We start from the raw sequence: 14,367 nt of genomic DNA, 5'->3' as shown, positions 1-14,367 counted from the left end.
CATACCTCGTCCGTGGCCGGCCACGGCGTACGGCCGGTGGCGTCCTGACCCCGGCGGCCACAGCCGCCGCCGGCCGCCCTCAGCGTCGCTCGGGCCAGGGCCAGTCGACGTCGAGCGACTCGCCGACCGCGAGCCCTGACCACGCTGCCGAGAGGCGGTCGAGGTCGGCGAACGCCTCGGCGAGCTCCCGGGGTCCGAGGTCGGCGATGGCTTCCTCGGCTCGAGCGTGGTGGAGGTCGGGCGTCATCCCGCGGTGCCGCAGCCACGCCGGGTAGACCGCAGCGGCCAGCTGCTCGGACCGCCCGATCTGCGTGCCGCGCGACTGGTTCCGACGTTCGACGCGACGTGCCCACGCCTTCGTGCGCGGTTCCTGGGTGGGCACGAAGGTGCCTGCGTTGCCGCCGGCTGCGATCTGGCCGAAGATGCCGTCACGCAGCCCGAAGCGGTGCTCCACGACGAGGTGCACGAGGTCGTGCGGAGCGAGGGCGCTCCACCCCGGGGCCGGGCTCATGACGAGGTCGGTCGCGAGGTCGCGCGCGATGCGCACCTCGTAGCTTCGATCACCGGTCCTCGCGAAGCTCACCCGCATGCCGACGAGGCTAGGAGCGGCGGCGGCGCGGTGCCACCGCATTTCGGGCGCGGCCCGCCGCGTGACCGTCGACCCGCCGGCCGTCAGGCGACCGAGAGCGCGATCGTGCCGGTCGCGACGTCGGCCGCGTCGACCCTCAGGGTCACCGTCTCGCCGGCCTGTGCCGACCCGCTGGCCTTGGCGACGACGGCGAGGTCGATGAGCTGGACGACGACGCCCTTCTCGTTCTCGTCGACCACGACCCCCTGCACCGTGCTCCCCACGAGCGGGTGCAGCTCGGCGGCCTCGACGGCGTCGGTGCAGGCCCGCTCGACCCCATTCGTGCGCCGGTCGGAGGCGGACATGATCTCGGGCAGCGTCGGCAGCGCCTCGCGCACCCAGCCGGGCACGTCCTGGCCCGCCGAGATCGCCTCGCACACGACGAGGCCGAACCGGTCGACGAGGCGGCGCAGCGGCGCCGTGACGTGCGCGTACGGGTTGGCGACGGCGGCGTGCGTCGGCTGCGCGGGCGCCTCTCCGTCGAAGGGCGTGTAGCCAGCGCCGCGGAAGAGCGTCGTCGCCTCGTGGATGAGCGCGAGGTGCCGCGGGTCCGTGTGGTCGAGCGAGCGCAGCAGCTCGCCGTAGGACAGGCCCTTCGGCCAGTCCACACCCGCCGCCGCGACCTGTCGGCGGAAGCGCGCCAGGTCGCGCGGGTCGGGCGGCGGCATGGTGCGCAGGATGCCGATCCTGCCTCGCAGCATGAGGTCGGCACCGCCCATGCCGGTGAGCAGCGAGATCTGGGCGTTCCAGTCCTCCGAGGCCAGCAGCGGGCGGAACGAGATGCGGAAGCCGCCGTCCTCGACCTCCTCGACCTCCTGCTCGGGCATCGGCAGCGTCGCGCCACCGCGCTCGCGCTCGAGCAGGACCCGCTTCTCACCGACCTCCTTGAGCAGCACGAGGCACTCCTCGGCGGTGCCGGCGTCGACCTCCTTCTGCACCTGCTCGTAGTCGTAGCGCCGGACGCTGCGGACCATCGCGCGGTAGACCTCGACGGAGGTGCCCTCTCCATCGGCCGCCAGCGTCATGTCCCACACGAAGGCGGGCCGCACCTGTTCGGGCAGCAGGCTCGCCGCGCCCTCGCTCAGCTCCGAGGGGTGCAGCTGGACGCGCTCGTCCGGGCAGTAGACCGTCTGCCCGCGCCGGCGCGCCTCTGCGTCGACGGCGCCGCCGGCACGGACGAAGGCCGGCACGTCGGCGATGGCGTAGCGCACCCGGTAGCCCTCGCCGCTGCGCTCGATCGACATGGCCTGGTCGAGGTCCATCGACGTCGGCGGGTCGATGGTGATGAACGGGACGGCCGTCTCGTCGCGCTCCGGCAGGGTCGCGGCACCGGCAGCCGCGGCCGCCTCGGCCAAGACCTCCGGCGGGAACTGGTCCGGCAGCTCGAACTCGCGGCGCACCGCCTCGAAGCGAGCCGTGAGCTGCCGTGCCACGTCGCCGGGCTGCGTCGCCGGGCGGAAGACGATGTGTCGCTGGGCCATGGCGCCACCCTACGCATCACGACCCGCTCCGGGCGGCTGCGAACCTCGCTCCGGCCGGCCGCTGCGGGCGCGTCGGACCGCACCGTTTCTCGTCGTCTGCGACACGCGGCGCGATGAGACATCGCTGTCCGGTTTGCCTAGGCTGGCCCCCGTGCTCATCCTGCTCCCCCCGTCCGAGGGCAAGACCCCACCCCGGCGGGGGCGGTCGCTGGACCTCGGCACCCTCTCCTTCCCGGAGCTGACGCCGCTGCGCGAGTCGCTCGTCGAGACCGTGGCCCGGCTGAGCGGCGAGCCGGAAGCGGCGACCGTCCTGTCGGTCAGCCCCAACCTCGTCGGCGACATCGAGCGCAACACCCGCCTGTTGACGGCACCCACGGCGGCCGCGTCCCACGTCTACACCGGCGTGCTCTACCAGGCACTCGACATCGACTCCCTCGACGCGGCCGCCAAGCGCCGCGCCAACCGCTGGGTCGTCGTCGTCTCTGCCCTCTTCGGCGCGTTGCGCCTCGCCGACCGCGTCCCGGCCTACCGCGTCAACATCTGCAGCACCCTTCCCGGCGTCGGCTACCTCTCACACGAGTGGCGCAAGGAGCTGCCGGCGGCGCTCGACGCCGCGGTGAAGCCCCGTGAGCTCGTCGTCGACTGCCGGTCGAGCACGTATGCCGCCGTGTGGCGTCCCACGGGCGAGCGTGCCGAGCGCTGGGTGCACATCACGGTCCCCGGCGCCTCGCACATGGCCAAGCACACCCGTGGGCTCGTCACGCGCGAGCTCGTGCAGGCCGAGGCCCCGCGCACGCCGCAGGCCCTGGCCGAGCGGCTCTCGGAGCGCTTCGAGGTCGAGCTGACGCCCCCGCCGCGCGCGGGCCGGCCGTGGCAGCTGGCCACGACGCCGAGGGCCTGACGTGCACCTCGACCTCACCCTGCTCGTCGAGCGGGTCGCGCCGATCCTCGTCTTCCTCGTCGCGATCACCCTCGTGGCCGAGATCTGCGACCTGGCGGGCCTCTTCGACGTCATGGCCCACCACGCGGCGCGCACCGCGAAGGGGCGGGTGCTCGTGCTGTGGCTGCTCATCGTCGGTCTCGCGGTCGTGTGCACCGTCGTGCTCAGCCTCGACACCACTGCCGTGCTGCTGACGCCGGTGGCCATCACGGTGGCCCGTCAGGTCGGGGCCCCACCCCTGCCGTTCGCCATGACGACGCTCTGGCTGGCCAACACGGCGTCCCTGCTGCTGCCGGTGTCCAACCTGACCAACCTGCTGTCCCTCCACCCGTTCGCCGAGCTCGGCGTCGGGACCCTCGGCTACATCAGGCTGATGGCCGTGCCCGCGGTCGTCGCGATCGTCGCCACCGTCGTCGTGCTCTGGCTGCTGCACCGACGCGACCTCGGCAGCACCTACGACACGCCTCCGCCCGCCGAGCCGCACGACCGGGTGCTCATGCAGATCGCGGGCGGTGTCTGCGTCCTGCTCGCCCCGGCCTTCGTGGTCGGCGTTCAGCCGGCCCTGGCCTCCGTGCCCGCGGCGGGCATCCTCCTCGCGGCGACCTACTGGCGGGCGCCCGAGCTGCTGCGCCGGATCAAGATGCCGTGGCTCACCGTCATGGGCATCTGCATCCTCTTCCTCGTCATCGACGCCGCCCTGCGCCTCGGGCTGGAGGCATGGCTGCGCACCGTCGTCGGGCACGGAAGCGACACGGCCGACCTCTTCCGCGTCAGCGGACTCGGCGTGCTGAGCTCGAACGCCATCAACAACCTGCCGGCCTACCTGGCGCTCGAACCGACCGTGGCCGACTCCCCTGCCCGCCTCGCGGCCCTGCTCATCGGGGTCAACGCCGGACCCATCATCACGATGTGGGGCTCGGTCGCGACGCTGCTCTGGGCCTCGCGCTGCCGGTCCGCGGACCTGTCGGTCGACGTGGGCCGGATCGCCCGCACCGGCGCGCTCTGTGCCGTCACGGTCGTGGCCGCCGCGACGCTGGCCCTCGCCGCCACCACCTGACACCTGACCGGCTGACCACCTGACCGGGCTGACGGCATACGCCCTGCCGTCGACCACACCCTCGAGCCAGCCGCACGCCGTAGGCGGTGTGCGGCTGACCGCGAGGTGAACCAACGCTCGGGTCAGCCGAGCGCGCGGCGGAGGTCGTCGACGAGGTCGCGGACGTCCTCGAGGCCGACCGACACGCGCAGGACGCCGTCGGTGATGCCGACCGCGGCCCGCGCCTCGGGCGACAGGCGGCGGTGCGTCGTCGTCGCCGGGTGGGTGATGAGCGACTTCGAGTCGCCGAGGTTGTTGGAGATGTCGATGATCTGCAGGGCGTTCATGAGCGCGAAGGCCTCGTCCTTGCCCCCGTCGAGCTCGAACGTCACGACCGTGCCACCGGCGAGCATCTGCCGCTTGGCGAGGTCGTGCTGCGGGTGCGACTCGAGGAAGGGGTGCACGACGCGCGTGACCTTGGGGTGCGACTCGAGGAAGCGAGCCACCTCGAGGGCGCTGTCGGCCATCCGCTCGACGCGCAGCGACATGGTCTCGAGGCCCTTGACCAGCACCCACGCGTTGAAGGGCGACATCGACGGGCCGGTGTGGCGCATCAGGTTCTGCACCGGGCCGTCGATGAACTCCTTCGGTCCGAGGACGGCGCCGCCGAGCGTGCGGCCCTGGCCGTCGATGTGCTTCGTCGCGGAGTAGACGATGATGTCGGCGCCGAGGTCGAGCGGCTTCGAGAAGACCGGGGTGCCGAAGACGTTGTCGACGACGACCTTGGCGCCCGCGGCGTGGGCCAGCTCGGTGACGGCGGCGATGTCGACGAGCTCCTGCATCGGGTTGCTCGGCGTCTCGAAGAAGACGGCGGCGGTCGGCACGGAGAGCGCCTCACGCCACTGGTCGAGGTCGGCCCCGTCGACGAAGACGGTCTCGACACCCCAGCGCGGCAGGATCTCGTCGAGGATGACGAAGCACGAGCCGAAGAGGGCGCGGGACGAGACGACGCGGTCGCCCTGGCCGAGCAACGCGGCCAGCGCGACGAAGACGGCGGACATGCCGGAGCCGGTGGCGAAGCACGCCTCCGCGCCCTCGATCTGCCGCAGCCGCTCCTCGAACATCGCGACCGTGGGGTTGCCGTAGCGGGAGTAGACGAATCTGTCGACGTCACCCTTGAAGGCCGCCTCGGCGTCCTCGGCGGTGTCGTAGACGAAGCCGGACGTCAGGTAGAGCGCCTCGGAGGTCTCCTCGAAACCACTGCGGGACAAGCCTCCCCGGACGGCCAAGGTGTCAGGGCGCCACGGCTGGCTCGCGTCGCTCATCCCTGCACCCACGGCAGACCCGCGACCTTCCAGCCCGAGACCGAGCGGTGGCGCTGCTCGTCGTGCGGCCCCTCGAAGCCCTCGACGACGTTGTGCGACCGGACCCACCCGCCACGCGTGGCGGCCTCGGCCGCCGCGACGGAGCGCACCCCGGAGCGGCAGAGGAAGTAGACCGGTGCGTCCTTGGGCACCCCGGCGGCCTCGAGCTCGGCGACGAAACGACCGTTGACCGCACCGTCGGGGTAGGTCTGCCACTCGACGAGGACGACCTCCTTGCCGAGGTCGGCGAGGTCGGGCAGCCCGACGTAGGACCACTCCGCCCTCGTGCGCACGTCGACGAGCACCGCACCGGGCTCGTCGCGCAGGACCGTCCAGGCCTGCTCGGGGGTCACGTCACCGGCATAGCTCATGCCCCGAATATCGCACAGCGTCCGTCAGGCGAGATGGTCGGTCCGATTGGTGAAAGCCACCGACGCGGACCCGTCCTCCCAGACCCAGACCGCGGTGAGGCTGCCGGGCGCCGTCGCGACGGCCCAGAAGCGTTCCACGGGCGTGTCGAGCACGTCGGCGAGGACCGAGAGCACGCCCCGCCTGCTCGTCACCGCGACGACGGTGCCGCCTGACGCCGTGAGCGAGTGGTATGCCGTCCGCACCCTGTCGTCGGCCCCCTCGCCGGGTGCCTGGCCGGACCAGTCACCCGCCGTGTGCGGCTCGACCTCGAGCGCCGCGGCGAGGTCGGCCGCCATGCGCGTGGCGAGGTCGTCGTCGGCACCGACGACGCTCGTGCCCGGCCCGACGAGCCGCCGGACGGCCGTGACGACGCGGGGCACCGCAGCATCGTCGAGCGGCGCCTGGACGAGCAGCAGCCGCAGGGGGCGGGTGCTCGTCGGGGTGGAGGCGATCTCTGAGTCACCTTGCGCCGGAAGGGAGCTCGACTCTCGATCGGCGTCGGAGCCGTCACCGGCCTCGTTCGTCACGATCCGGTGGACGCTCTTGCCGTCCATCGCGTCGTTGCTCAGCGCGTCGGCGTCCTTGTTCTTCTCGCGCGGGATCCACTCGAAGTCGACGCTGCCGCCGGCGTCGGAGATCTCGGCGCACAGGTCGCGGGCCTCGAGCGCGAGCCGGCGCATGTCCTCGTGCTTGATCTTCCAGCGGCCCGACATCTGCTCGACGACGAGCTTGGAGTCCATCTTGACGCGCACGGTGGCGCCGGGGTCGAGGTCGAGCACGGCCCGCAGCCCGGCGAGCAGACCGGAGTACTCCGCCACGTTGTTGCTGGCCTTGCCCAGCGGCTCGGCCAGCTCGACGAGGACGCGGCCGTTCGCAGGGTCACGGACGAGGGCGCCGTAACCGGCCACCCCCGGGTTGCCCCGTGAGCCGCCGTCGGCCTCGACGACGAGCCGGCGTCCCGACCCGCGAGACGCAGCGGTCACAGACCGGACTCGCCCGTACGGATCATGATGCGACGGCACTCCTCGCAGCGCACGACCTCGTCCTCCGGAGCGTTGCGGATGCGGGCGAGGTCGACGTTTCCGAGCTCGAGCCGGCACCCGCCGCAGCGGCGGTGGCGCAGCTCGGCGGCGGCCATGCCACCGCTGCTGGCGCGGATCTTCTCGTAGAGGGCGATGAGCTCGTCGCCGACACCCGCGACGATGTCGGCCCGCCCGGAGCCCACCTTCTCGGCCTCGGTGTCGAGCGTCGAGATGGCGGCGGCGCGCTCGGACTCGAGGGTCTCGACACGTTCGGCGAGCTCGACCCGGCGGCCCTCGAGCTCGGTGACCCGGGCCGTGAGCGACTCGGACCGCTCCATCACCTCGAGCTCGACGTCCTCGAGCTCGGCCTGGCGGCGCGCCAACGAGGTCAGCTCGTGCTGGAGGGCCTGGAGGTCCTTGGCGCTGCCCTGGCCCGCGTCGAGACGCGACTGGTTGCGCGCCGCACGGTCGCGCACGAGCTGGACGTCCTGGTCGGACTTGGTCAGCTCGCGCTGGACGTCGCCGGCGGCGGTGCGGGCGTTGACGATCTCCGTCTCGAGCGCCCCGAGCTCACGCTGGGCCGCCTCGACCGCCGGGGTCTGCGGCAACGTCGCCTTCGCGTGCCTGATCTGGTCCAGGCGGGTGTCGATGGCCTGCAGGTCGAGCAGGCGCCACTGGCGGGACGGGTCGGCTTTCAGGACACACCTCCGGTTTCGGGAGCCGCGCGGTCGGCCCGCGCGGCGTTCGCACCGACGACGAACGTCCACGGCTCGGTGCGTATGGCTGAGACTCTGGTCTCGACCCTAGTCGCTCCGGGCACGTGCTCCAGCGCCGAGAGCAGGCGCTCGCGTCCGCTCACGAGCCACAGCGACTCCGTGGCCCAGTGCCCGGCGTCGACGAGGTAGGGAGGCCCGCCACGGGCCTCCTCCCGAGCCTCGAGGACGGGGTGGTGGCGCAGGTCCGCCGTCACGTAGACGTCGGCCCCGCTCGCGCGCACGTCGTCGAAGCGGTCGTCGCCCGATCCGCCCATGACGGCGACCGTGGAGACCAGGCCCTGGGGATCACCGCTCACCCGGATGCCGCCGGCGGTGGCGGGCAGGACCGAGACGACGAGGTCGGCGAACTCGGCGAGCGTCATCGCGGAGGCGAGCTCGCCGACCCGACCGATCGCGTGGGCGCCCTCGCTCGACAGCGGGCGCTGCTCGCCCAGCCCGAGCGCGTCGGCGAGGACCGTCGAGACCCCGGGGACGGCGACGTCGGCGTTCGTGTGGCCCACCCACAGCGCGACACCGGCACGCACGAGGGCCGTCACGGATGCGCCCTTCGCCGACGACGTCGCGACCGAGTGGACCCCCCGCAGCAGCAGCGGGTGGTGCGTCACGAGCAGGTCGGCGCCCCACTCGCGCGCCTCGTCGATGACGGCGAGGGTCGGGTCGAGCGCGAAGAGGATGCGGCGTACCGGCTGGTCGAGGTCACCCGTCACGAGGCCGACGCGGTCCCACTCGGCCGCGTCCCCGAGGGGGTAGAGGGACTCGAGCGCCGCGACGACGTCACGGAGGCTGAGGGCGGGGTCGGGGTCGTCCACGTGGGCCCGGCCGGGCTCGAACCGACGACACCCGCGGTGTAAACGCGGTGCTCTACCAACTGAGCTACAGGCCCTCACGTGCCGGCCGGGGTCACCGACGGGCGGCGGTCAGCCTACGGCATCGCGCTGGCTCGCGCGGAGCGTCGCGAGCGCCTCGCGGTAGGCCCTGAAGTCGCGGCCCTGGCCGATGCCTCGGACCTCGGTCCAGACGATCCGACCGGAGCGGTCGAGCAGGAACGTCCCCCGCAGCGCGAAGCCGTCCTCGTCGTCGAGGACGCCGTAGCGTCGCGCCACCTCGCCGTGCGGCCAGAAGTCCGACAGGAGCGGGAAGAAGTGGCCCTCGGCGTCGGCCCACGCGCGCAGGGTGTACATCGAGTCGCAGGAGATGGCGAAGACCTGGATGTCGTCGTCCTGGAAGTCCTCGAGCCCGTCGCGGATCTCGCGCAGCTCGCCGCGGCAGATGCCCGAGAACGCCGCCGGGTAGAAGACGACGACGGCGTTCTTCAGGTCGCGCACGGCCGAGAGGCTGACGTCGACGCCGTACTGGTCGACGAGGGTGAAGTCCGGCGCCAGCGCGCCCACACCCAGCGGGGCGGACGCCTGGACCGGGGACTCGGTCGGGTGCGCGTTCGTCATGGCGGCAAGTGTGACACCACCGCCCGAGTGCCCGCGTCACCCTGGACACCGGCCCGACGTCGGGCCCTCGGGTCACGGGGCATCACGGTGCCGTCAGCGTGCCCTCAGCGGCGCGGACCCTTGGGTGGCATGAGGCGCGTGGCCGCCCAGTCGGCGGCGACGTTCACCTGTCCGCCGGTCGTCAGGCCGGCCGTCGAGGCGGCCTCCTCGACCTCGCTCGCGTCGACGTGTCCCGATCGTCCGGACTTCGGCGTCAGCAGCACGATGAAGCCCTGGTCGAACAGCTTGGTCAGCCCGTCGACCATGAGGTCGACGAGGTCGTCGTCACCGTCGCGGTACCAGATGAGCACCCCGTCAGCGCCGTCGTTGAAGTCCTCGTCCTCGAGCTCTGTCCCGATGGCGTCCTCGAGCTCGAACCGCAGGTCGTCGTCGACGTCGTCGTCATAGCCGAACTCCTGGATGACCTGCCCCTTGGCAAATCCGAGCTTGCTGAAGGACGCCGCTCCCGCGGTCTCGCTCACTGTCACCGGTCCTCTCGATCGGTTGGTGCGTCGTGTCGTGGCGTGGGTGCCACGACATCAGTGCACTGGCTCCGACGCTATCGCGCAAGCCCGACCCGATGGGCGCAGAACGCGCGCGCCGCGCCCGAGGGAGCACACGGCATACCACCGGGTGGGACGGTGGCGGCGGCGAAGCGGCCGGTCCCGGTGCTGGACCCGAGTGTGACGGCCACCACGGTTTGGTAGAGGATGGGTGGGTGCAGCGCCGTGGCCGACCGGCCGCGGGCGCCGCCTCGCGACGAGAAAGGACCCACGACGTGGCATCCGAGGCCGGACCGATCCTCAACGGCATCCCCAGTCAGCTCCCGGACATCGACCCGGACGAGACGCAGGAGTGGATCGACTCCCTCGACGCCGTCCTCGACGAGAAGGGCCGGACGCGGGCGCGCTACATCATGCTCAAGCTCATCGAGCGTGCGCGTCAGCAGCAGGTCGGCGTCCCGTCCCTGACGGCGACCGACTACATCAACACGATCCCGCCGGAGCGCGAGCCGTGGTTCCCCGGCGACGAGGACGTCGAGCGCGAGATGCGCCGCTACATCCGCTGGAACGCCGCGATCATGGTCCACCGCGCCCAGCGTCCCGGCATCGGGGTCGGTGGCCACATCTCGACGTACGCGTCCGCCGCGACGCTCTACGAGGTGGGCATGAACCACTTCTTCCGCGGCAAGGACCACCCGGGCGGCGGCGACCAGATCTACTTCCAGGGCCACGCCTCCCCCGGCATGTACGCCCGCAGCTTCCTCGAGGGCCACCTCACCGAGGCGCAGCTCGACGGCTTCCGCCAGGAGAAGAGCCACGTCGTCGACGGCGCCGTCCAGGCCGTGCCGTCCTACCCGCACCCGCGGCTGCTCCCCAACTACTGGGAGTTCCCGACGGTCTCGATGGGCATCGGCCCGATGAACGCGATCTACCAGGCGCAGTTCAACAAGTACCTCCACAACCGCGGCATCAAGGACACCAGCCAGCAGGACGTCTGGGCCTTCCTCGGCGACGGCGAGATGGACGAGCCCGAGTCGCGCGGCCTGCTCCAGCTCGCGGCCAACGAGGAGCTCGACAACCTCAACTTCGTCATCAACTGCAACCTGCAGCGACTCGACGGTCCGGTCCGCGGCAACGGCAAGATCATCCAGGAGCTCGAGGCGTTCTTCCGCGGCGCCGGCTGGAACGTCATCAAGGTCGTGTGGGGCCGCGGCTGGGACCCGCTGCTCGCCGCCGACCGCGACGGTGCGCTCGTGCACATCATGAACCAGACCAGCGACGGCGACTACCAGACCTTCCGTGCCAACGACGGCAAGTACGTCCGCGACCACTTCTTCGGACGCGACCCGCGCACCGCCAAGATGGTCGAGGACTGGACCGACGAGCAGGTCTGGTGGGACCTCAAGCGCGGCGGCCACGACTACCGCAAGGTCTACGCGGCCTACCAGGCGGCGCGCCAGCACACGGGGCAGCCGACCGTCATCCTCGCCAAGACCATCAAGGGCTACGGCCTCGGCTCGCACTTCGCGGGCCGCAACGCCACGCACCAGATGAAGAAGATGACGCTGGACGACCTCAAGACCTTCCGCGACAGCCTGCGCATCCCGATCACCGACGAGCAGCTCGAGGCCAACCCCTACCAGCCGCCGTACTACCACCCGGGTGCCGACAGCGAGGTCATCAAGTACTCCGTCGACCGCCGCCAGAAGCTCGGTGGCACGCTGCCGAGCCGCCGCGTCGACTTCGAGCCGGTCAAGCTGCCCGGAGACGAGGCGTACGCCCAGGTCAAGAAGGGGTCGGGCAAGCAGGAGGTCGCCACGACGATGGCGTTCGTCCGCCTGCTCAAGGACCTGCTGCGCGACAAGGAGTTCGGCCCTCGCATCGTGCCGATCATCCCGGACGAGGCGCGCACGTTCGGCATGGACGCGTTCTTCCCGACGATCAAGATCTACAACCCCAACGGGCAGAACTACACGCCGGTCGACGCCGAGCTCATGCTCGCCTACCGCGAGAACGTCAGCGGCCAGATCCTGCACCTCGGCATCAACGAGGCGGGCTCGCTCGCGGCGTTCACGGCCGCCGGCACGTCCTACGCCACGCACGGCAAGCCGATGATCCCCATCTACGTCTTCTACTCGATGTTCGGCTTCCAGCGCACGGGCGACTCGATCTGGGCGGCCGCCGACCAGATGACCCGCGGCTTCCTCATCGGCGCCACGGCCGGTCGCACGACCCTGACCGGTGAGGGCCTGCAGCACGCCGACGGGCACAGCCCGCTCCTCGCGTCGACGAACCCCGCAGTCGTGCACTACGACCCGGCGTACGCCTACGAGGTCGCGCACATCATGCAGGACGGCCTCAAGCGGATGTACGGCGAGGGCAACACGCCCGAGGAGTCGAACCTCATCTACTACCTCACCGTCTACAACGAGCCGATCCAGCAGCCCAAGGAGCCCGAGGGCGTCGACGTCGAGGGCATCCTGCGCGGCATGCACCGCATCTCGCAGGCCGACACCACGGGCTGGACGCACGAGGCGCCGCGCGCCCAGCTGCTCGGCTCGGGCGTCGGTGTCCCGTGGGTGCTCGAGGCGCAGCAGCTGCTCGCCGACGACTGGGGGGTGGCCGCCGACGTGTGGTCGGTGACCTCGTGGAACGAGCTGCGCCGTGACGGCCTCGCGGCCGACAACCAGGAGTTCCTCAGGCCCGAGGGCCCGCCGATCAAGCCGTGGGTCACCCAGTGCCTCGAGGGCACCGAGGGCCCGGTCGTGGGCGTGTCCGACTACATGCGGGCCGTCCAGGACCAGATCCGCGAGTGGGTCCCCGGCACCTACGCCACCCTGGGCGCCGACGGCTTCGGCTTCTCCGACACCCGCGCTGCGGCCCGTCGCTTCTTCAAGATCGACGGCCCCTCGGTCGCGGTGCGCACGCTGCAGCTGCTCGCCAAGGAGGGCAAGGTCGACGCCGACGTCCCGCGCCGCGCGGCCGAGAAGTACCAGCTCGACGACGTCACGGCCGGCACGTCGGGCAACGCGGGCGGCGAGAGCTGACCCTCCCCCGCTGCCGTATGCCGTGTGGCCCGGTCCCTGCCCAGGGGCCGGGCCGCACGCATACCCCCTGGTCACGGCCACCGCCTCAGCAGACTGATCCGCAGCCTGTTCTCGTCCGGATCTGTCGGCCGATCAGTCTGCCTGCGCGATTGGATAGGTATGCGTGGCTGTGCATATACTTACATCCATGTCCAAGGTCCTGACCTCGCTCCCCGTCGGTGAACGTGTCGGCATCGCCTTCTCCGGCGGCCTCGACACCTCTGTTGCTGTTGCCTGGATGCGTGAGAAGGGCGCGGTTCCGTGCACCTACACGGCCGACCTCGGGCAGTACGACGAGCCCGACATCGACTCCGTCCCGGGCCGGGCCGGCCAGTACGGCGCCGAGATCAGCCGCCTCGTCGACTGCAAGGCCGCCCTCGTCGAGGAGGGCCTGTCCGCCATCGTCTGCGGCGCCTTCCACATCCGCAGCGGCGGCAAGACGTACTTCAACACGACCCCGCTCGGCCGCGTCGTCACCGGCACTCTGCTCGTGCGCGCCATGCAGGACGACGGCGTCTCCATCTGGGGCGACGGCTCGACCTTCAAGGGCAACGACATCGAGCGCTTCTACCGCTACGGCCTCATGGCCAACCCGCACCTGCGCATCTACAAGCCGTGGCTCGACGCCGACTTCGTCACCGAGCTCGGCGGCCGGCACGAGATGTCCGAGTGGCTCACGGCGCGCGAGCTGCCCTACCGCGCCTCCGCCGAGAAGGCGTACTCCACCGACGCGAACATCTGGGGCGCCACCCACGAGGCCAAGACGCTCGAGTTCCTCGACGAGTCGATCGAGGTCGTCGAGCCGATCATGGGCGTCAAGTTCTGGGACCCCTCGGTCGCGATCGAGACCGAGGACGTCACGGTCCGCTGGGAGCGCGGCCGGCCCGTCGCCGTCAACGGCCAGGAGTACGCCGACGCCGTCGCCCTCGTCGACGCGGCCAACACGATCGGAGGGCGCCACGGCCTCGGCATGAGCGACCAGATCGAGAACCGCATCATCGAGGCCAAGTCGCGCGGCATCTACGAGGCCCCGGCGATGGCGCTGCTCCACATCACGTACGAGCGCCTGCTCAACGCGATCCACAACGAGGACACGATCGCCAACTACCACGCCGAGGGCCGCAGGCTAGGTCGCCTTCTCTACGAAGGCCGTTGGCTCGACCCGCAGTCGCTGATGGTGCGCGAGTCGCTCCAGCGCTGGGTCGCGTCGGCCGTCACCGGCGAGGTCACGATCCGCCTGCGCCGCGGGGACGACTGGTCGATCATCAACACCGCCGGGCCCGCCTTCAGCTACCACCCGGAGAAGCTCTCGATGGAGCGCACCGAGGACGCCGCGTTCGGTCCCGTCGACCGCATCGGCCAGCTGACGATGCGCAACCTCGACATCGCCGACTCCCGCGCCAAGCTCGAGCTGTATGCCGCCCAGGGCCTGCTCGGTGCCGACGCGCACGAGCTCGTCGGCGAGCTCACCCCCGGTGGTGCGGCCGCGATCTCGGCCAACCCGGCCGTCGTGGGGCTCGACGAGCAGGACGACGCGCTCGACCGCGCCGCCATGGAGTTCGGCACCGACTGACCGGCGTCCCGTCGCCAGTCCGGTGGAGGTGATCGCGGCCGCCACCCGGCTGCCGGGATCACC

General features: G+C 71.4%; 13 protein-coding genes and 1 tRNA gene. 4 read left to right on the top strand and 10 right to left on the bottom strand.

Features of this window, described 5'->3' with window-relative positions; all coding sequences use genetic code 11:
• Window positions 1-79: 79 nt before the first annotated feature.
• Both ASG96_RS11075 and ASG96_RS11070 read right to left on the bottom strand, forming a co-directional pair.
• A complete protein-coding gene (locus ASG96_RS11075; protein ID WP_057588402.1) occupies window positions 80-589 on the bottom strand; it encodes a hypothetical protein in 510 nt (169 codons plus the stop codon).
• An 83-nt stretch (window positions 590-672) separates the two neighbouring features.
• The gene (locus ASG96_RS11070) at window positions 673-2,109 is read right to left on the bottom strand and encodes an RNB domain-containing ribonuclease (RefSeq protein ID WP_057587949.1); all 1,437 of its coding nucleotides are present in this window, start codon (window positions 2,107-2,109) and stop codon (window positions 673-675) included.
• Between the two features lie 151 nt (window positions 2,110-2,260).
• Between ASG96_RS11070 and ASG96_RS11065 the strand changes: the two genes are divergently transcribed.
• Together ASG96_RS11065 and ASG96_RS11060 are read left to right on the top strand one after the other, a co-directional pair.
• Window positions 2,261-3,010: a YaaA family protein gene (locus ASG96_RS11065; RefSeq protein ID WP_057587948.1), complete on the top strand. Its 750-nt coding sequence runs from the start codon at window positions 2,261-2,263 to the stop codon at window positions 3,008-3,010.
• A 1-nt stretch (window position 3,011) separates the two neighbouring features.
• Window positions 3,012-4,106, top strand: a complete 1,095-nt coding sequence (locus ASG96_RS11060) for an SLC13 family permease (RefSeq protein ID WP_057587947.1) — start codon at window positions 3,012-3,014, stop codon at window positions 4,104-4,106.
• A gap of 122 nt (window positions 4,107-4,228) precedes the next feature.
• Here ASG96_RS11060 and ASG96_RS11055 read toward each other — a convergent pair whose 3' ends face one another.
• The 8 genes from ASG96_RS11055 to ASG96_RS11020 all read right to left on the bottom strand — a co-directional run bounded on the left by ASG96_RS11055 (window position 4,229) and on the right by ASG96_RS11020 (window position 9,624).
• Window positions 4,229-5,410: an O-succinylhomoserine sulfhydrylase gene (locus ASG96_RS11055; protein WP_057587946.1), complete on the bottom strand. Its 1,182-nt coding sequence runs from the start codon at window positions 5,408-5,410 to the stop codon at window positions 4,229-4,231.
• Window positions 5,407-5,820: a rhodanese-like domain-containing protein gene (locus ASG96_RS11050; protein WP_057587945.1), complete on the bottom strand. Its 414-nt coding sequence runs from the start codon at window positions 5,818-5,820 to the stop codon at window positions 5,407-5,409. The genes ASG96_RS11055 and ASG96_RS11050 overlap by 4 nt, the downstream gene beginning before the upstream one ends.
• Window positions 5,821-5,844: 24 nt before the next feature.
• Complete coding sequence (locus ASG96_RS11045) at window positions 5,845-6,843, bottom strand: reverse transcriptase-like protein (RefSeq protein ID WP_057587944.1); 999 nt, start codon at window positions 6,841-6,843, stop codon at window positions 5,845-5,847.
• Window positions 6,840-7,490 (bottom strand): zinc ribbon domain-containing protein, encoded by a 651-nt coding sequence (locus ASG96_RS11040; protein ID WP_369813579.1) that lies wholly within the window; start codon window positions 7,488-7,490, stop codon window positions 6,840-6,842. Before ASG96_RS11040 ends, ASG96_RS11045 begins: the two co-directional genes overlap by 4 nt.
• 86 nt (window positions 7,491-7,576) lie before the next feature.
• Window positions 7,577-8,467, bottom strand: coding sequence for a Nif3-like dinuclear metal center hexameric protein (locus ASG96_RS11035; RefSeq protein ID WP_057588400.1), 891 nt, complete (start codon window positions 8,465-8,467; stop codon window positions 7,577-7,579).
• 1 nt (window position 8,468) lies between these two features.
• A tRNA-Val gene (locus tag ASG96_RS11030) sits at window positions 8,469-8,541 on the bottom strand.
• Between the two features lie 34 nt (window positions 8,542-8,575).
• Complete coding sequence (locus ASG96_RS11025; RefSeq protein WP_082588776.1) at window positions 8,576-9,103, bottom strand: peroxiredoxin; 528 nt, start codon at window positions 9,101-9,103, stop codon at window positions 8,576-8,578.
• 104 nt (window positions 9,104-9,207) lie between these two features.
• Window positions 9,208-9,624: a DUF3052 domain-containing protein gene (locus tag ASG96_RS11020; RefSeq protein WP_056758514.1), complete on the bottom strand. Its 417-nt coding sequence runs from the start codon at window positions 9,622-9,624 to the stop codon at window positions 9,208-9,210.
• A 296-nt stretch (window positions 9,625-9,920) separates the two neighbouring features.
• Here ASG96_RS11020 and aceE point away from each other — a divergent pair, with 296 nt between their 5' ends.
• Window positions 9,921-12,692 carry a pyruvate dehydrogenase (acetyl-transferring), homodimeric type gene (aceE, locus tag ASG96_RS11015; RefSeq protein WP_056758517.1) on the top strand — a complete coding sequence of 924 codons (2,772 nt, stop codon included), beginning with the start codon at window positions 9,921-9,923 and terminating at the stop codon, window positions 12,690-12,692.
• Window positions 12,693-12,879: 187 nt separating this feature from the next.
• Window positions 12,880-14,304, top strand: coding sequence for an argininosuccinate synthase (argG, locus tag ASG96_RS11010; RefSeq protein ID WP_056758521.1), 1,425 nt, complete (start codon window positions 12,880-12,882; stop codon window positions 14,302-14,304).
• Window positions 14,305-14,367: the final 63 nt, after the last annotated feature.

Origin of the sequence: Terrabacter sp. Soil810, from assembly GCF_001429645.1 — a bacterium.
GTDB lineage: Bacteria > Actinomycetota > Actinomycetes > Actinomycetales > Dermatophilaceae > Terrabacter.
Note: the sequence above shows the minus strand (reverse complement) of the source record. Positions and strands in the feature narration are given on the sequence as shown.